At 59.2% G+C, this 18,503-nt stretch carries 16 protein-coding genes and 1 riboswitch; of the genes, 8 read left to right on the top strand and 8 right to left on the bottom strand.

Annotated elements, in window-relative coordinates:
- Positions 1-72: 72 nt before the first annotated feature.
- Both G5134_RS15780 and ecpA read right to left on the bottom strand, forming a co-directional pair.
- Positions 73-735, bottom strand: coding sequence for a hypothetical protein (locus G5134_RS15780; protein ID WP_042006134.1), 663 nt, complete (start codon positions 733-735; stop codon positions 73-75).
- A 59-nt stretch (positions 736-794) separates the two neighbouring features.
- Positions 795-1,367, bottom strand: a complete 573-nt coding sequence (ecpA, locus tag G5134_RS15775) for a common pilus major fimbrillin subunit EcpA (RefSeq protein ID WP_042006136.1) — start codon at positions 1,365-1,367, stop codon at positions 795-797.
- A 601-nt stretch (positions 1,368-1,968) separates the two neighbouring features.
- On the opposite strand from ecpA, the gene G5134_RS15770 reads away from it, so the two are divergent.
- Complete coding sequence (locus G5134_RS15770; RefSeq protein ID WP_214455227.1) at positions 1,969-2,592, top strand: response regulator; 624 nt, start codon at positions 1,969-1,971, stop codon at positions 2,590-2,592.
- A 2-nt stretch (positions 2,593-2,594) separates the two neighbouring features.
- Positions 2,595-6,182, top strand: a complete 3,588-nt coding sequence (locus tag G5134_RS15765; RefSeq protein WP_065017182.1) for an ATP-binding protein — start codon at positions 2,595-2,597, stop codon at positions 6,180-6,182.
- 39 nt (positions 6,183-6,221) lie between these two features.
- Here the strand turns inward: G5134_RS15765 and G5134_RS15760 are convergent, their stop codons facing one another.
- Positions 6,222-6,662: a hypothetical protein gene (locus tag G5134_RS15760; RefSeq protein ID WP_017766465.1), complete on the bottom strand. Its 441-nt coding sequence runs from the start codon at positions 6,660-6,662 to the stop codon at positions 6,222-6,224.
- A 173-nt stretch (positions 6,663-6,835) separates the two neighbouring features.
- On the opposite strand from G5134_RS15760, the gene G5134_RS15755 reads away from it, so the two are divergent.
- From G5134_RS15755 to G5134_RS15745, 3 genes are all read left to right on the top strand, one after another.
- Positions 6,836-8,509 carry a sensor histidine kinase gene (locus tag G5134_RS15755; protein ID WP_065017183.1) on the top strand — a complete coding sequence of 558 codons (1,674 nt, stop codon included), beginning with the start codon at positions 6,836-6,838 and terminating at the stop codon, positions 8,507-8,509.
- Between the two features lie 46 nt (positions 8,510-8,555).
- Complete coding sequence (locus G5134_RS15750) at positions 8,556-9,287, top strand: LytR/AlgR family response regulator transcription factor (protein WP_421232077.1); 732 nt, start codon at positions 8,556-8,558, stop codon at positions 9,285-9,287.
- A gap of 109 nt (positions 9,288-9,396) precedes the next feature.
- On the top strand, positions 9,397-10,587 hold the full coding sequence (locus tag G5134_RS15745; RefSeq protein WP_065017185.1) for an L-lactate MFS transporter: 1,191 nt from the start codon (positions 9,397-9,399) through the stop codon (positions 10,585-10,587).
- Between the two features lie 74 nt (positions 10,588-10,661).
- Here G5134_RS15745 and G5134_RS15740 read toward each other — a convergent pair whose 3' ends face one another.
- The 4 genes from G5134_RS15740 to G5134_RS15725 form a co-directional block, all read right to left on the bottom strand.
- Positions 10,662-11,786, bottom strand: a complete 1,125-nt coding sequence (locus G5134_RS15740; RefSeq protein WP_065017186.1) for a 5-(carboxyamino)imidazole ribonucleotide synthase — start codon at positions 11,784-11,786, stop codon at positions 10,662-10,664.
- Entirely contained in the window at positions 11,783-12,292 is a 510-nt protein-coding gene (gene purE / locus G5134_RS15735; protein ID WP_005306988.1) for a 5-(carboxyamino)imidazole ribonucleotide mutase, read from the bottom strand. The genes G5134_RS15740 and purE overlap by 4 nt, the downstream gene beginning before the upstream one ends.
- A 62-nt stretch (positions 12,293-12,354) precedes the next feature.
- The gene (locus G5134_RS15730) at positions 12,355-12,657 is read right to left on the bottom strand and encodes a P-II family nitrogen regulator (protein ID WP_005306985.1); all 303 of its coding nucleotides are present in this window, start codon (positions 12,655-12,657) and stop codon (positions 12,355-12,357) included.
- A gap of 4 nt (positions 12,658-12,661) precedes the next feature.
- Positions 12,662-13,588: a sodium-dependent bicarbonate transport family permease gene (locus tag G5134_RS15725; RefSeq protein WP_026141428.1), complete on the bottom strand. Its 927-nt coding sequence runs from the start codon at positions 13,586-13,588 to the stop codon at positions 12,662-12,664.
- Between the two features lie 111 nt (positions 13,589-13,699).
- Here G5134_RS15725 and G5134_RS15720 point away from each other — a divergent pair, with 111 nt between their 5' ends.
- From G5134_RS15720 to murI, 3 genes are all read left to right on the top strand, one after another.
- A complete protein-coding gene (locus G5134_RS15720) occupies positions 13,700-14,602 on the top strand; it encodes a LysR family transcriptional regulator (RefSeq protein WP_065017187.1) in 903 nt (300 codons plus the stop codon).
- Between the two features lie 35 nt (positions 14,603-14,637).
- A riboswitch (cobalamin riboswitch) is annotated at positions 14,638-14,816 on the top strand.
- A gap of 51 nt (positions 14,817-14,867) precedes the next feature.
- Positions 14,868-16,745, top strand: coding sequence for a TonB-dependent receptor domain-containing protein (locus tag G5134_RS15715; protein ID WP_065017188.1), 1,878 nt, complete (start codon positions 14,868-14,870; stop codon positions 16,743-16,745).
- Between the two features lie 105 nt (positions 16,746-16,850).
- A complete protein-coding gene (gene murI, locus G5134_RS15710; RefSeq protein ID WP_065017189.1) occupies positions 16,851-17,645 on the top strand; it encodes a glutamate racemase in 795 nt (264 codons plus the stop codon).
- A gap of 18 nt (positions 17,646-17,663) precedes the next feature.
- On the opposite strand, the gene G5134_RS15705 is transcribed toward murI, so the two are convergent.
- Positions 17,664-18,158, bottom strand: coding sequence for an RNA recognition motif domain-containing protein (locus tag G5134_RS15705; protein WP_005306971.1), 495 nt, complete (start codon positions 18,156-18,158; stop codon positions 17,664-17,666).
- Positions 18,159-18,503: the final 345 nt, after the last annotated feature.

The raw sequence follows: 18,503 nt of genomic DNA, 5'->3' as shown, positions 1-18,503 counted from the left end.
CCATGGTTTCAAATTTCGGCAAAACAACACCGCCACTCGACCGGGTGGTGGAGGCAGTACCAGCACAAAGGGTTATTTGATGACGACGAATTCCTGGCCCAGCCAGAGGCCGACATGGCTCTTCGGATCCCGGAGATCGACCTGGCGGAATTGACGTTGTTTACCCGGCAGGTCGTAATAGGTTTCCTTGCACTGCTCCCGGCGCTGCTTCAAACAGGTTCCGTAAGCCACCGTGCGGTATGAGGCGTTTCCTTTGTTGATCAGGACGTCACCTTGCAGGAGGTAATCAAACTTTTGCTGGCGTGGCGTGACCACCAGGATGGTGCCTATCTGGGCCGAGGTGGTGGCGACGGCCTGGCGGCGTTCGTTGCGCTGATCGTCCATCGACAGTGCGGTATCCAGCCAGCGGATGCGGTAATAACGCTCTTTGCCATCCTGCGGGCCTTTATAGAAGAAACGCACGTTGTTTTTGGCGTTGGCGGGCAGCATCAGCCGGCTTGGCGACAGCATGAGTTCACCGTCCACTTCCATCGGCATCTCCTGGCCACCCTCTTCCGGGGATGAAATGCGTGTCACCGTGATGGTGACCAGCCTGGCTTGATCACTGGCGTTCTCGATCTCTTTGGCGACATCCTGGCTGCCCGCATCAATAAAGGTGGTCACCGAGCCGACGTTGATCGCCTGGCTTATTCCGGGAATAAACAGCATCCATGCCATCAGCATCTTCAGGTTCATGTCATCTCCTGTGAATACAAAGGGCCCCGCAGGGCCCCGAGTGATATGCGTTGAGGCAATCAAACCCAGTTGGCAACGAACTCGACGTTGACTTCACCGCTCCACAGGCCGTCAGGCAGAGCTTCAAAGGTGGCGGTGCTACCGTTGGCAGTGGCACTCTCAATGTTGAAGCTGAAGGAACCCTGCGCCGTGGTGCGTTGGGTGTCTTCCTTGAAGCCTTGAGCTATGGGGGAGAGGTTGCCGCCGCTAATACCTGCCGCCGTATCGATCAGGGTGGTGTAGGCGGTGGTGCTGACCGGTGCGCCGCCCCACAACACGCCGACGTCGACGGTGGAGTTGCCGCCCAGATGGTTCAGGGTACCGTTCAGCTTCTTGGCTTTCAGGGTGAAGGAGGTCGCGCTGGCATCCCCCTTGATGGCGACATCGAACAGGCCATTGACGGTGTTGAACCCCTTGATCCCCTCGGCATACTGGAAGGAGAGGCTGGAGAGCGGAGTGACAACCAGCTCGGAGGTTGTGTCTTTTTTGGCGGTTGCCTGCCAGGTGGCAACCGCGGATGCTTCAACGGCAGCCTGAGCAGTGGCGGCAAAGCCCAGACCAGTCACTGCCAGTGCAATCAGAGTCTTTTTCATCTTGATATTTCCTACACATTTCCTGATAGGGGGCGTTTAGCCACCCTTTTGATTTCACGCACCCGAGGTGCGTTCGCTTTCCATCTTGCCGGACTTGTTTGTCCAGACGGCTTTGCCAGTTGCAGAAGCATAAAGCTCCATCAACCAGCTCATCTTTTCGTCAATCAAGATAGCGGCCCGACCTGTTTGGATCGATCTAATGCTGTGTAGGAAAAGTCTTAAAAGATGGTTATGACCTGCAACTTAAAATAGACCTTGTTCCCATGATGAGTATGTGGGTTTATTTTTCTTATGATTTTGATTTTTAAGTATTTTGGTGCTTACCTTAACCAGATGAACCGGTGCGTTGATGGGTTATCTCAGATGAGATTGAAGTGCTGGAAATAGTGCAAGCTAAAATAGAGATTCAAAGGAATATATCTGTTTGTAAGTGTCTGATGATTATATGTAAAAAGGCATAATTAAATTTGTTTATAAGTAATGAAACCCGCAATCCACAGATGTGTGTAACATATCATTAATATTTAAGTGTCATATGGTACACGCACTGATTTTGTAGTTACTATATGCAGAATCAAACGGGTTAAGGATAGGTAACTATATGGCAACAATATTAATAGTCGATGACCATCCAGCGATAAGAATGGCCGTTAATATTTTATTGAAACAGGCGGGACATCATATTCTGGCAGAAGTTGATAATGGTGTTGATGCTATCTCTTTAGCTAGAAAAAATAATCCTGAGATGGTTGTTCTAGATATAGGAATCCCCAAGCTGGATGGTATAGAGGTCATCAAGAGGTTGAAGGATATGGATCCCGACATCAAGGTGGTAATATTATCTGGACAAGCTACACATCATATTATGGTACGCTGCCTACAGGCTGGTGCGGATGGATTCATATCCAAGCTTGATGACCTTTCATTATTAAATGCTGCCCTTGATAAAATAAAAAAAGGTCAGCTCTATTTTCCTCGAGATATTATTGCTGGAGCCAGGCATGCCCACGAGGTGGATCGTGCTGATCTGCTGTCTACACTCTCTGACAGAGAGATGAGTGTCCTGCTTTTGATATGCCAGGGGCACACCAACAAGCATATTGCCGAAAATATGTTACTCAGTGAAAAGACAGTCAGTACATACAAGACCCGGCTCATGCAAAAACTTAATGTAACTAACATGGTTGACCTGATCAGTCTGGCCAGGCGCCAAGAGTTGTTGTGAGCATGATAAAATTTTTCACGACCATACTGGTCAGCCTTTGTACATTCTGTTCCTTTGCCCATGAGCTGGAGACAGAGCTGCTGCACATCTATGCGCGCAATGATAGCGAGTATCTCGAGAAACGGAGCCTGCCTCTGCATGCGGAAGATTGGTTGTGGCTGAGAAATCGTGGTCGACTGCTGCTCGGAGTACCTAGGCCAGACAATCCCCCGATGGATATCACCTTGCGTGCCAATGCCTATGAAGGGGTCACTGCCGACATAGCCGGTATGTTGAGCCACCTGTTGAGTGTCGAGATCGTCGTAAAGACCTATCCCTCTCGCGCGGCGGCCATTGATGCGCTCAAGAGGGAAGAGATCGACTTGCTGAGTACCTCAAATTCCTATGAGGAAGAGCAGCAATTATTACTGACTGATAAATATATGCCGGATGATCCAGCCATATATAAAAACATTCACGTAAAGGAGCGTGATATAAGAACGGTGGCCATCCCGGAGTATTATCTGCCAGCCATAGATATAATGCGATACTTGCCTGATGTTAAAATAAAGATATATCCCTCTCGTTATAGTGCGTTATCTGCAGTGGCATATGGCCAAGTCGATGCCGTCATGATAGACATGATTTCTGGTAATTTCATCATCAATAAGTTTTATCAGGATAGCATTCAGTTATCTAGACCATTATATATTGATACGCATGGTTTTTCGTTCTCCCTTGAGAAAAAAAACCAGCGCCTCAGGAAAATATTGAATATTGCCTTGGGTGAAATATTTGATGGTAAGCGTGAAGAAATAGCCAAACGTTGGAATGGTGGCGGCTTATCGATAGGGGCCCGCAAGGTTGGGCTGACTAGTGAGCAGTGGGCATGGTTGGGCCAGCAGAAAAAAGTCCGGATTGCAGTCAACAGCGGGGTGCCGCCACTCAGCTTCCTCGATATCAACGATACCTTGCATGGTGTCGTTGCTGATCTGCTGCAGGTTTTGAGAGCCAAATTGGGCATCGAAATCGAAGTGGTGCCGGTCAAAACACCAAAGCAGATGCAGCAACTGCTGGATGGCGGGTTGGTGGATGTTGCCGTGTTGAGCCCGTCTGCGGAGCGTCGACATCGTTATCTGTTCAGTCGCGCTTTTGTGCTTGATCCTCTGTCATATGTGGTTGGCATACAGCATGATGCGAGCCCGCCAGAGACGCTGCTGAGGTCCGGCACCGTCGCCATGATCCGGGACTTTATCTCGGAGCAGGCCATCGCGGAGAGATATGGCAAGCTGGCCATCAGGCAATTCGACCGGATTGAGGATGCCCTGCGATGCGTGGCGACCGAGCTCTGCGATGTAGCCGTGTTGCCGTTGCGGGTGGCCAAGTACTACATCAACAGCAAGTTTCCTGACAGCCTGCTGATAACGGGGGAGTTGTTTGATTCTATTCCGATAGGTGCGGCCTTTGCCGTTGCTCCCGATCGTCAAATATTGCGCGATATTCTGGACAAGGTGATCACCATCATACCGCCGGATGAGTTGGAAGGACTGTCCAACCGTTGGCGCGTGAGCTCCCAGCAGGAAGCGATTACTTGGCAGGAGTTTGTGCGAGAGTTTGCGGTGTTCATTGTATTGGTGCTGCTGTTGACCATCTGGGTCAGTCTCTGGGGCCTCTCTTTACACAAACAGGTACGCCAGCGTCGGGTTGCCGAGATGGCTTTGAGTGCTCAGCTCAAGTTCATCGAAGACCTGGTGGATGGAACGCCCCATCCCATTTATGCCCGGGACAGGGAGGGCAGGCTGATTCTCTGCAACAGCAGTTATGCCGGTTTCTTCGGCGATGAGAAACATCGCTTGCTGGGGTCGAGTATGGAGGAGGATTGTCGGCGCTGGCCCTTTATGGCCCCTCTGTTTGAGGACCTGAGCACGGCTCGTGCGGTGCGTTGCACTCATCAGGGCGATCATCGCCTGCCCATGCCAACCGGCGCCGTGGATGTCTACCATTGGGTGCAACCTTATTATGACTTGGAAGGTAATGTACAAGGGGGGATTGGCGGCTGGATCGATGTCAGTGAGCGTCAGCGTTTGCTGGATGAGTTGGCTCTGGCCAGCCAGGATGCCCAGGAGGCCAATCGAGCCAAGTCGACTTTTCTGGCAACCATGAGTCACGAGATCCGCACTCCCATGAACGCAATCATAGGGTTGCTGGAGCTGACTCTGCGCCGTGGCAGGTTGCATGAGGAGGACAAGTCGTCGCTCACCATTGCTCATGGTTCGGCCAATGACCTGCTCAGCCTGATTGGCGATATTCTCGATATTTCAAAAATTGAATCGGGCCGACTCGAACTGATGCCTGAGCCTCATGACATTGTTGCGCTGACCGGTGCTGTCGTCACCGTCTTCAATGCATTGGCCAGACAGAAAAACCTGCAACTGGAGTTCGCCGCCGGCGATCCCCGTTGGGTGCAGATCGACGGCCTTTGCTACAAGCAGATCCTCTCCAACTTGGTCAGCAATGCCATCAAGTACACGGAACAGGGATCGGTGCAGGTCGAGTTGCAATCAAAAACCAGCGATGGATGGTGCACCTTGTATCTGGTGATCAGGGATACGGGCATCGGGATCGCGCCTGCGGAGCAAGCCAGGCTGTTCCAACCCTTTGGCCAGGCCAGCCAGCCAGAGCACATCCAGCGCTCCGGCACCGGACTTGGGTTGATGATCGCTCGCTCTCTTTGTGAATCCATGGGGGGCTCACTGCAGCTTGAGAGTGAGCCTGGACGCGGTACTTGCATCAGCATAGAGATGAAATTGCCACTGGCTGTCGCACCGGAGCAGGAGTCGGTCGTGGATGTGGTGGCTGTAGCCGAGTACAGCCGACGGTTGCGGGTCATGATAGTGGACGATCACCCTACCAACCGTCTGTTGGTCAGCCAGCAACTGGCATACCTCGGGCATGAGGCCACGGCTGCCGAATCGGGTGCCGAAGCGCTGGCACTGTTTGCCCACACACCTTTTGACGTGATGATCACCGACTTCAACATGCCCGGCATGAATGGTTTCGAATTGACACGGCAATGCCGGGGGTTGGAGCAGGACACTGGCGCTCATCGTTGTCTTATCCTCGGGCTGACGGCGGATGCTCGCCAGGAGCAAGTCAGTGAGGGGCTGGCAGCCGGCATGGACGACTGCCTGTTCAAGCCGGTCGGGCTGGAAGAGCTTGAGCGTTGTCTGTGCCGACATATACAACGAGAAGAGCAGTCCAGAATTGTCAGTTGCATGCAGGGAATAAAGCAGAGTCTCGGGCCATTGACCGGTAACCAGCCCGCGTTGATGCAACCCTTGCTGAGTGAGTTTGTGCGTGCCAGCGACGATGATCTGCTGGGTTTGCAGCAAGCGGCTGAAGCTGATGATCTGGCTGGTTTTCTGGATTATGTCCACCGGCTGAAGGGGGGGGCCAGGATCATGGGAGCGATGACACTGGTTGCCGTGTGTGGCGAGATAGAATCTGGCGAACTGCAACGACAGGGGTTGCCGACGGCCTTACTGCAGTTGCAGCATGCCTATGGCATTGTCAGACAGGCCATGGTGCGAATGCAGTCCGAACCGGGGTAAATAAAAATGAAGGCATGTTCAACATGCCTTCATGGAGGGTCAACCGTGCCAGTAGACCAGCAGCTCGTAGGCGGCTTCACCGGTTTGATCCGGTTTGGCGGCCGGGGCCTGATAGCTCAGGAAGTAGCGGGTGGCCTGGGTCAGGGGCTGGGCATGGTGTCGTGGCAGTGACTGGCCATTGAGCGCCAGCTTGAAGTCGGCGCCTGCCTGTGCGGGCAAACTGGCATACAGGGTACGTGCCTGCAATTGGTAAGTGGTGTTGAAATCAGGATTGCTGAGGTTGATGGCTTCGGTCTGGATAGGGTTGGCTGTGGAAGCGGAATTGACGGGTTGTTGGCCCGGGTGGGTGAGCGAGATTTCCATCCCGCTACTCTTGCTGGCGGTGGCGGGCCAATTGAGCTGATAGGTTTGCGTGCCGGCCTGAGCAGCCATCGCGCAGCAACCAGCCAGTAGTGCCACCAGAACTCCTTTCTGAGACATATGATTATCTCCTGGATATCGAGGTTACCCCGCTGCAAGGGGGTCACTCATCTATCGACCCGTCAGCAGCAAAGCTTAATCTGGAACCCACTATTCGAAATGAGCTGACACGGGATACGGGGTATGATCCCTCGCCTTGTCCTCCCTTTAGTCATAGATACGGAATCCCTGTTTTGCTCGAAAATCAGATGATGTTGTTGGCAGTGTTCGAACGGGCGGCGCTGATGCTGATGACCCTGTTCTTCCTGACCCGTACCCGGCCGTTCCAGCGGTTGTTCCAGAAGCGGGACCACACCCCGGCCGAGCTGGTGCTGGTGGCCGCCATCTTCTGCCTGTTCGCGGTGTTCAGCACCTACACCGGCATTCCGGTGGAGGGGGCCCTCATCAACGTGCGGATCATCGCCATCATCTCGGGCGGCATCCTGTTCGGCCCCTGGGTCGGCATTCCGGCCGGGGTCATCTCGGGTCTGCACCGCTACCTCATCGACATGGATGGCCACACCTCGATCCCGTGTCTCATCGCCAGCATCATCGCCGGCCTGCTGGCGACCTGGCTGCACCTGCGCTGCCGCAAGTCGCGGCTCTGGCTGTACGGCATCCTGGCGGGCATGGCCTGCGAGGGGCTGACCATGCTGCTTATCTGGCAGCTGACCGAGCCCCACGCCGTGGGGGTGGAGATCGTCAGCCACATCGCCTATCCCATGATCGCCGGGGCGCTCTGTATCGGCCTCATCATCAAGCTGGTACAGGATCTGGACGACGAGAAGGAGCTGATTGCCGCCAAGCAGGCCAAGCTGGCGCTCGACATCGCCAACAAGACGCTGCCGTTTTTCCAGAACATCGATCGCCACTCCCTGAGCCAGGTGTGCGGCATCATTCGCAGCGAGATCAGCGCCGATGCGGTGGCCATCACCGACACCCGCGACGTGCTGGCCTACGTGGGGGTGGGCAAGGGGTACTACGAGCTGGACGAGCACCATGCCATCAGCGCCATGACCCAGCGGGCCGTGCTGCTGGACCAGATCATCATCAACAACGATCTGCGCCAGTACCATCTGGCCGACTTCCACTCGGTCATCATCATTCCGCTGCGGGAGAACGGCGCCGTCAGCGGTACCCTCAAGATCTACTACCGCCGCACCCACAGCATCACCAGCTCGTTGCGGGAGATGGCGGTCGGCCTCTCCCAGCTCATCTCCACCCAGATGGAGGTGTCGCGCATCGAGCAGCTCAAGGAGATGACCCGCAAGGCGGAGTTCACCGCGCTGCAGAGCAAGATCAACCCCCACTTCCTGTTCAACGCCCTCAACGCCATCTCGTCGCTCATCCGCATCCGTCCCCAGCAGGCGCGCCAGCTGATCGCCAACCTGGCGGACTACCTGCGCTACAACCTCAACAAGGGGGACACCCTCATCGACATCCAGGAGGAGCTGCAGCAGGTGCGCGACTACGTGGCCATCGAGCAGGCCCGCTTCGGCGACAAGCTGGAGGTGGTGTTCGAGGTGGACGACGTGCATATCCAGGTGCCGAGTCTGCTGTTGCAGCCCCTGGTGGAAAACGCCATCCTGCACGGCATCCAGCCCCGCAGCGCGCCGGGTCGGGTCACCATAGAGGTGAAACAGCTGGCAGGGGGGATCCGGGTGGCGGTGCGCGACACCGGCTACGGCATCAGCCAGGCGGTGATCGACGGGGTGGCCGCCGGCCGGGTGGAGAGCCGCAGCATCGGCCTGATGAACGTGCATCAGCGGGTCAAGCTGCTCTACGGGGACGGCCTGCACCTCTCGCGGCTGGAGCCGGGTACCGAAGTCTGTTTCTATCTGCCGGATCAGGAGGCAATGCCATGCTGACTGCCATCAATATTGAGAAGAACGCCATGACGCGAGAGGGGCAGCCATGCTGAAAGCCATCATAGTGGAAGACGAATACCTCGCCCGCGAGGAGCTCATCTATCTGGTGAACCAGCACAGCGCCATCGAGATAGTGGCGAGCTTCGAGGACGGGCTGGAGGCGTTCAAGTACCTGCAGGATCACGAGGTGGACGTGGTGTTTCTGGATATCCAGATCCCCGCCATCGACGGCCTGCTGCTGGCCAAGAACCTGCACAAGTCCAGCCACCCGCCCCACATCGTCTTCGTCACCGCCTACAAGGAGTTTGCGGTGGAGGCGTTCGAGCTGGAGGCGTTCGACTACATCCTCAAGCCCTACAACGAGCCGCGCCTCATCAGCCTGCTGCAAAAGCTCGAGCAGGCCGGCAAGTCGCAGACGGGGCAGGGGAGCGAGTCGGGGGCGCCGCACAATCGCACCGTCAACCTGGTGAAGGGGGAGCGCATCATCGTCACCCCCTGCGAGCAGATCTACTACGCGGAAGCCGACGAGAAGCTGACCCATGTCTATACCCGCACGGATCGCTACGTGATGACCATGACCCTCAGCGAGTTCGTCAGCCGGCTGCCGGCTGAGGGGTTCTTCCGCTGTCACCGCTCCTACTGCGTAAACATCAACAAGATCCGCGAGATAGTGCCCTGGTTCAACAGCACCTGTCTCATCCGGCTCCATGACCTGCCGTTCGAGGTACCGGTCAGTCGCAGCAACATCAAGGCGTTCCGTCAGCTGATGCGGCTCTGATTGTCATTCATTCCCGCCGATCTGCATTTCATGCCGTAATCGGTCGGCGGGAGGAGCGTCTTGCCTATAGTGGCCCCAGTTTCCTTAAGGCCATTGACCGAGACGCATCATGACCAAAGAGATGAATCGCACCCGCTACCTCACCCTGTTGGGGACCATCATCACCCAGTTCGCGCTGGGATCCGTTTACACCTGGAGCCTGTTCAACGCCCAGCTCTCCGACAAGCTGGACGAGCCGGTCAGCCAGGTCGCCTTCGCCTTCGGCCTGCTCAGCCTGTCGCTTGCGGTCGCCTCCTCCCTGGCGGGCAAGCTGCAGGAGCGGTTCGGGGTGCGCAATGTCACCCTGGGGGCCGGCGTGCTGCTCGGCATCGGCTTCTTCCTCACCGCCCACGCCAGCAACCTGGCCATGCTCTACCTCTGCGCCGGCATCCTGGTGGGCTTTGCCGACGGTACCGGCTACCTGATGACCCTCTCCAACTGCGTGAAGTGGTTCCCGGAGCGCAAGGGGCTCATCTCCGCCTGCTCCATCGGCGCCTACGGCCTCGGCAGCCTGGGCTTCAAGTACATCAACCTGCTGCTGCTCTCCAGCAACGGCCTTGAGACCACCTTCCAGCTGTGGGGGCTGATCGCCATGTCCATGGTGCTGGTGGGGGGCATGCTGATGAAGGATGCGCCCAAGCAGGCCGCCGCCGTGCAGCAGAGCGAGAGCCGCGACTTCACCCTGGCCGAGGCGATGCGCAAGCCGCAGTACTGGATGTTGGCGCTGATGTTCCTCACCGCCTGCATGAGCGGCCTCTACGTCATCGGCGTGGCCAAGGACATCGGCGAGAAGATGGTGGGTCTGCCGGCCGTGGTGGCCGCCAATGCCGTCGCCATCATCGCCATGGCCAACCTGGGTGGCCGCCTGGTGCTGGGCATCCTCTCCGACAAGATGTCCCGCATCCGGGTCATCACCATCGCCCAGCTAATTACCCTGGCCGGCATGGCGCTGCTGCTGTTCGTGCCGCTCAATGCCAACCTCTTCTTCGTGGCGGTGGCCTGCGTGGCGTTCAGCTTCGGCGGCACCATCACCGTCTACCCTTCGCTGGTGAGTGACTTCTTCGGCCTCAACAACCTGACCAAGAACTACGGCGTCATCTATCTGGGCTTTGGCCTGGGCAGCATCATCGGCTCCATCGTGGCCTCCCTGTTTGGCGGCTTTATGGCGACCTTCAACCTGATCCTGGTGTTGCTGGTGGTGGCGCTGGTGCTCTCCCTCACCATCCGCCTGCCAGCGCCGGTATCGGTGGAGCAGGCCTGATCACCCGCCTGTCGCAGCAAGCAATGAAAAGACCCGGGCCAGGCCCGGGTCTTTTTTTGTGCGCGGCTCAGGGGTCAGCGTGGCGGCAGCCCCAGCAGCTGGCGCACCCGCTGGCAGGTCTCTTCCACCGTCGGCCAGTCGGTGGCGGTGATGGTGACATGGCCCATCTTGCGGCCGGGGCGGGGTTCTTCCTTGCCGTAGAGGTGCAGATGCACACCGGGCAGTGCCAGCAGGGCGGCCCAGTCTGGCGTGCCGGCCTGCCAGAGATCCCCCAGCAGGTTGAGCAGCATGGCGGGGCGCACGGCGATCCGGGCGGGCAGCGGCAGATCGCACAGGGCGCGCACCTGCAGCTCGAACTGGCTGCACTCGGCGTTGTCGAGGCTGGGGTGGCCCGAGTTGTGGGGGCGGGGCGCCAGCTCGTTGACCAGCAGTTTGCCTGCCACCAGGAAGAACTCTACCGTCAGCACGCCGACGTAGTCGAGGGCGGCGATCAGCTGCTCGGCGATGTGTCTGGCGTCGGCCTCCAGGGTCGGTACGTTGGCCGGGGAGCGGGTCTGATCCAGAATGCCGCCGCTGTGCCAGTTCTGCACCAGCGGCAGGGCACCGATGGCACCGCTCGGACTGCGGGCCAGGGTCAGGGAAAACTCACCCTCCAGCGGCAGGCGCTTCTCCAGCACGCAGGGGACGCCGCTGGCGGCCAGCGCTGCCGGCAGCTGGTCGGCGGCCTGAATGGTCCACTGGCCTTTGCCGTCGTACCCCTCGCGGGCAGTCTTGAGGATGGCGGGGAAGAGGTCGTCCGGCAGCTCGGGCAGCGGCTCGCCCGGCAGCAGGGTCTGGTTGGGGGCGACCGGGATGCCGGCTCTGCTCAGGAAGGCCTTTTCTTCGCGGCGATCCTGACAGATGCGCACGGCACCGGCGGCCGGTCGTACCGGCTGGTACTGCTCTAGCAGGGCCAGGGCGGTGGCCGGTACATTCTCGAACTCGCAGGTGACGGCGGCGCAGCGGCTGGCCAGATCATGCAGCGCCGTCGGGTCGTCATAGGCGGCGACAATATGGTGATCGGCAGCGGCGCCGGCGATGCTGGCGGGATCGGGATCCTGCACCACCACCTTGTAGCCGAGACGGTGGGCTGTCATCACGAAGTAGCGGCCAAGCTGGCCGCCCCCCAGCATGCCGAGGGTGGCGGGTGGCAGTATCATGCCGGGTCCTCCAGGGTGAGGGCCAGCACCCGGTCGCGCTCGTTGGCGCGAAAGCCGTCGAGCTGCTGCTGATAGCGGGGGGCATCGCCGTCTTGCGCAACGGAGAGCAGGGAGACCGCGAACAGGCCGGCGTTGGCGGCCCCCGCCTCGCCGATGGCGAAGGTGGCGACCGGCACCCCCTTGGGCATCTGCACGATGGAGAGCAGGGAGTCCATCCCCTTGAGCTGGCGGGTCGGGATGGGCACACCCAGCACCGGAAGAGTGGTCTTGGCGGCCACCATGCCCGGCAGGTGGGCGGCGCCGCCGGCGCCGGCGATGATGGCGCGCAGGCCACGCTCACGGGCGCTGGCGGCATATTCGAACAGCAGATCCGGGGTACGGTGGGCCGAGACCACGCGCGCCTCGTAAGGGACGCCATGCTCCTTGAGGATGCGGGCGGCGGCCTGCATCACGGGCCAGTCGGAGTCGGATCCCATTACCAGGCCGATCAGGGGAGGGGTGTTCATGGCTATGACTCCTTGCAGTCAAACGTTTGTCTCTGGTTGGCAAAAAGAGCCGGCAAGCCGGCTCAGAATTTTTCGGGTCGCACGATTTCGACCGGTTGCAAAAAGGCGACCATGGCATAGTCGGGGTAGTAGCGACTCTGCAGGTGGGCGAGCAGGCGTTCCGCCTGTTCGCGGCTGCAGATCGCCTCCAGCCGGATGTTGCCGCTCTCGCTCCAGCTGGCGTTGCGCTCACCGTGGTCACCGCGCCCTCTGGCATCCGTGATGGTGTAGCCGCGCAGCCCCTCGCGGGTGAGGGTGCGCAGCAGGGTGGGTTCCAGGTTCGCTTCCGTGATGACGGTGAGCAGGGTGCGGATCTCGGTCTGCATGTGGCTACTCCGTGAAGTGGCGGGCCCAGCTGTGGTAGAGCGGGATCCCCAGCATGATGTTGAACGGGAAGGTGACCCCCAGCACGGCGCTGAGCGACAGGCCCGGATTGGCCTGAGGCACGGCGATGCGCATGGTGGCCGGCACGGCGATATAGGAGGCGCTGGCTGCCAGGGTGGCCAGCAGGGTCAGGCCACCCAGGGAGAGTCCCATCAGCTGGCCGATCACCAGGCCGAGGCCAGCCGAGGCCAGCGGCATCAGCAGGGCAAAGCCGAGCAGGAACAGGCCATGGCGGCGCAGGTCCTGGCACTGGCGGGCGACGATGAGGCCCATCTCCAGCAGGAACAGCGCCAGCGCCCCCTTGAACAGGTCGACAAACAGGGGCTTGAGCGGGGCAATCCCGTCGGGACCGGCCAGATAACCGATGGCCATGCCGCCCAGCAGCAGGGTGACCCCCTTGCCGAGGAAGGTTTCATGGGCCAGCCGGCGCCAGCGGGTCTGCCGGCTCACTCCCTGGGCCAGTACGATGCCGACCAAGATGGCGGGGATCTCCATCACCGCCAGGAAGATGGAGAGCTGGGATTCGAAGCTGATGCCGCGCTCGGTGAGCCAGTTCACCCCGACCGCAAAGGTCGCCACGCTGACCGAGCCGTAGTGGGCGGCAGTGGCGGCGGCATCGACCCGGCTCATCTTGAGGCGTAGCACGGCGAACCCGGCCAGGGTCTGCAGCATGCCGAGCAGGATCACTAGCGCCAGTTGCGGTAATAAGGGTTGCAGGGATTGCTGCGCCAGACCGACGCCGCCCTTGAGGCCGATGGCCAGCAACAGAAAGAGGGAGAGAGTATCGTAGAGCGCGGGCGGTAGCTTGAGCTCGGAGCGCACCAGACCGGCCAGCAGGCCAAACAGGAAAAAGAGTACAACAACATCCAGCATGGGAGTTCGCAGGAGGCAATTCACAGGGTGGTTGCATGCTAGAGTGCAAGATGTTTCGATAAAATCAGATTTTGATTGATGATTGTTCGGTAGAAACTGATAAGGGACCCGATGCTCAACTATAAACAGCTCTATTACTTCTGGCACGTGGCGCGCAGCGGTAGTGTGACGCGGGCCGCCGAACAGTTGCACCTCACGCCGCAGACCGTCAGTGGTCAGGTGGCCGAGCTTGAGCTCTCCCTCGGGGTGGCGCTGTTCAACCGGGTGGGGCGGCGGCTTGCCCTGACCGCCGCCGGTCGCCAGGCGCTTGAACAGGCTGGCGCCATCTTCTCGCTCGGCGCCGATCTCGAGCATACCCTGCGCCACGCCAGCCAGGAGCTGACCATGCAGGTGGGGATCGCCGACTCAGTCCCCCGCACCCTGGCGTTCGAGCTGCTGGCGCCCGCCATGGCGCTGGCCACCCCGCTGCGCCTGGTGTGCCATGAAGAGCGGGCGGAGCAGCTGTTCAGCGAGCTGGCCAGCCACAAGCTGGACATGGTGCTGATCGATCGCCCGCTTCCCCCCGACAGCGGGGTGCGCGGCTACAACCACGAGCTGGGGCGCAGCCCGCTGGCGCTGTTTGCCAGCCCCGAGCTGGCTGCCCGGGCACGGCAGGGTTTTCCTGCTTCCCTCGAAGGCTTGCCCCTGCTGATCCCCGGAGAGAAGTCGGCAACCCATGACAGCCTGCTGGCCTGGTATCGTCAGCAGGGCATCCATCCCCACCTGGTCGGCCAGTTCGATGATTCGACTCTGATGAAGTCGTTTGGCAAGGCGGGGATGGGGCTCTTCCCGGCGCCGCTGGCCATGGCCGAGGAGATAGCACGGCTCTATGGTGTCGAACGGATTGCAACCCTGACCGAAGTGACGCTCTCCTACTATCTGGTGTCGGCCGGTCGTCATCTCTCCCATCCCGGTGTGCAGGCGGTGATGGCAGGGGCGAAGCAGCGATTGGCGGCATTGGGTGGCAAGAAATAGAAATCTGGATGGCTATACATCCACCTCTGCTCTGCCTATAATCCCTGCGCTTTGGCGCATCATGCTTAATAGGGAATCCGGTGAAAATCCGGAGCTGGCGCGCAGCGGTAAGGGGGAACGAAGCGACATCAGGGCACTGCCATCGGGTGGGAAGCCGTCGCCGTAGGCCATCAGCCCCCCAGCCCGAAGACCTGCCAAAGTTCGTATTTCGGGCCGAGAGAAACCGGCCACGAAGTAGATGCTTACGCGAACTTAAGGATCTCTCATGTCCAAGAAATTATTGGCGGCTGCCCTGTTGCCAACGGCGGCCTTTGCCCAGCCACTGACCATCCCCGTCAACCCCACCATGGTGGTGACCGCCACCCGTGTCGCCCAACCTGCCTCCAGTGTGCTGGCTCCCGTCAACGTGGTGACCCGTGACGAGATCGACCGTCTGCAAGCCCAGACCGTGACCGATGTGGTCAAGACCCTGCCCGGCGTGGAAGTGGTGAGCAATGGCGGCCGTGGCCAGCTGAGCTCGCTGCGGGTGCGTGGCGGCACTTCTTCCCAGACCCTGGTGCTGGTGGACGGGGTGCGTAGCGCCTCTCTGACCGCCGGGATGACGGAGCTCAACAACCTGCCGCTCAACCAGGTGGAGCGCATCGAATATATCCGCGGCGCGCGTGCCACTATCTATGGTTCGGATGCCATCGGCGGGGTGATCAACATCATCACCCGTCCCGACCCCGCGACCAACAAGCACAAATTCAATGTCGGTGCCGGTTCTCACAAACAGCGCCAGGCCGCCTTCAGCAGCGCCAGCCAGATCGGTGAAGCTGGCCAGCTCAAGGTTGCCGGGGGCTTCGATGACGAGACCGGCTACAACGTCCACCCCATCGCAGGGGTGAACGATGGCGACAAGCACGGTCACCGGGGCTATAACGCCATGCTGGACTATCAGCATGCGCTGACCGGCAACTGGGATCTGTTCGGCACGACCCGCTGGTTCCGCAACATTGCCCAGTACGACCGATCGTCCGCCGCTTCTGCCTGGGGCCCGGCCTACCATCAGCGCAACGAAACCTGGACCGAGAATCAGAGCTACCAGCTGGGGTCCCGTTATCACGACGAGCGTTACCTGAGCGAACTGCGCGGTGCCTTCTCCAAACAGGATGCCTACGACTACCCGGACAGCAGTGGCCGCGATCAGGCCACTGACCGGCTCTATACCCGTCAGTACACCCTGAACTGGGTCAACAACGTCAAGCTGGACGAGAACTGGACCCTGGGTGGCGGCGCCGACTGGCAGCGCGACATGCTGGATGCCAGTTCCCGCTCCTCCGGCACCGTCTTTCCGAGCGATGCCGACGAGCGCGACAACACCGGGCTCTATGCTCTGGCCCAGTTTGACAACCAGACGTGGCAGGCCGAGCTGAGCGGTCGTAGTGACGACAACAAGCAGTTTGGTCGTCACAACACCTGGCAGAGTGGGGCTGGTTGGCGCTTCGCGGAGGATTATCGCCTCAGTGCCCGTTACGGCACCGGCTTCCGCGCCCCCTCTTTTAATGACCTCTACTACCCGAGCTCAGGCAACCCTGACTTGAAGCCGGAAGAGTCGAAGAGCCGCGAGCTGATGCTCGATGGCCAGACTGCCGGCGTCGAGTGGCGTGTGACCGGTTATCGCAACGACTTCGAGCAGATGATCCAGTGGGCACCCACTAATCCGAGTGATTCCAACAGCCTCTGGAGTCCTCAGAACGTTGGCAAGGCGCGGATCGAAGGTATCGAGCTGGAAGGGGAATTTGACACTGGCTGGCTGAGCCACCGGGTCTCTGCCGAGTACAAGGATCCCAAGGACAAGGTGACCGACAAACAGCTGCAGCTGATCTCCCGCAAGGGGGCCAAGTGGGTGACCCAGGCACAGTGGCAGCAGTTCGATGGCTCCCTGAGCTGGATCTATCAGGGCGAGCGCTATGGCGATGCGGCCAACACGACCCAGTTGGGGGGCTACAGTGTCTGGAACCTGGCAGTGGGTTATCAGGTCGCTCCTTCCTGGAAGGTCTCCGGCAAGATCAACAACCTGCTGGACAAGGAGTACCAGACTGCGGTGGGCTACCCGGCCGACGAGCGTGCCTATTACGTGACGGTCGACTACTCACTCTGATCCCGACCGTGATTGTATAAATGAGGGGCCCCGCCATTGGTGGGGCCTTTTCTATTGGCGGTTGGCGGGAGTATGATCGCCGCCTTGCACCAAAGGGGAGCTCAAGTGGCCAATATTCTCGTGTTCGACTCCGGTATGGGTGGGCTGACCATCTACCGCGAGATCCGCCGCGCATTGCCGGCACACAACTATCTCTATTGCTTCGACAATGCCAACTTCCCTTATGGTGAGCTGAGTGAGCCTGCCCTGATTGCTGCCTGCACCCGACTGGTCACTACCATGGTGGCCCGTCATCATATCGATCTGGTGGTGATCGCCTGCAACACCGCCAGCACCATAGCGCTGCCTGCCCTGCGCGAGGCTCTGGCTATTCCCGTGGTAGGGGTGGTGCCAGCCATCAAGCCCGCGGCCGCGCTTACCCGCAACGGTTGCATCGGTCTGCTGGCAACACCGGGTACCGTCAGCCGTGAATACACCCACGAGCTCATCGCACAGTTTGCGCCAGGCAAGCGGGTGCTGCTCAAGGGGGCGACCGAGCTGGTCATCGAGGCCGAACGCAAGCTGGCGGGTCTGCCGGTCAATATGGCGCTGCTGCGGGAAGTGCTGGCGGACTGGCTGGAAGGGGAAGAACACCCGGATACCCTGGTGCTGGGCTGTACCCATTTCCCGTTGCTGGATGAAGAGATACGGCAGCTGATGCCTGTGTGCCAACTGGTGGATTCCGGCAGTGCGGTTGCCAAACGGGTGGCTCACCTGTTGACTGGTTTGGTCACGACACCGACGCGGATGGAAGATGTCGGGGGGAGCGCCTATTGCACCCGGCTGGATGCCCAGACCCAGAAACTGACAGCCCCCTTGCAAGCTTGGGGGCTGTCATCTCTCGAAGAGGTTAGGTTCTAACAAACGATCGGTTGCCGATCAGGCGTCAACCTCGTTGCCTTCTCGTTCATCTTTATCCCGCTTGTCATTGGCTTCGCGCACCTTGAGAGTGCGCTGCTGATACTCCTTGTCGTTGAGCGCTGCGATCGCCTTGGCGGCGTCCGCAGCAGGCATCTCTACGAAACCAAATCCTCGGCGCTTGCCGGTGGCCTTGTCCTTCATCAGACGAACTGAGATCACCTGGCCCTGTTCGGCAAACAGTTCACGCACGGCTATCTCATTGGCACGGTATGGCAGGTTGCCTACATATAAGGTGCAGGTCTCCTGATTGGAGGCCTGTTCAGTGGCGCCGGCGGGCGCACGGTTGTTGAGGAACAGCGGTACAACGAAACCGCCGATGGCCAGACCCACAGCAAAAATCACTTCGGCTTTCAAAGAAAATTGTAGTGCCTGGGCAACCAGATAACCAACCAGTGCCAACACCAAGGCAAGGATGGCTGCCTGCACATAAACGGGAAACTTGGATAAATTCATCTTTAAAGACCTTTTGTAAATGAAAGCAAAAAAGGTGCAACACTCTATTCACCTCCATGGTAACCAGCTTTCCAGCCGGGCGCTACCATGGACCATTCGGGACACATTATCCGTTCCAGTATGGCATCCCTTGCGGGAGGAAGACCCACTTAAATGATGATAAAAGGGGTCTGAAATCATTGGGTTGTGGATAACATTGTATATATACACTGAGTAAGCTGTTTCTAATTGGATAATTTGAGATTTCCGTGACTTTCTTCAAAAAAAGCCTTGTCATCGCGACGCGCCTCCCTATAATGCGCCCTCACCAGCACGGCAGAACACGCCAACCTGATGAGCTCGCTT

Source organism: Aeromonas sp. 600276 (assembly GCF_049175815.1).
GTDB classification, from domain to species: Bacteria; Pseudomonadota; Gammaproteobacteria; order Enterobacterales; family Aeromonadaceae; genus Aeromonas; species Aeromonas dhakensis.
Note: the sequence above shows the minus strand (reverse complement) of the source record. Positions and strands in the feature narration are given on the sequence as shown.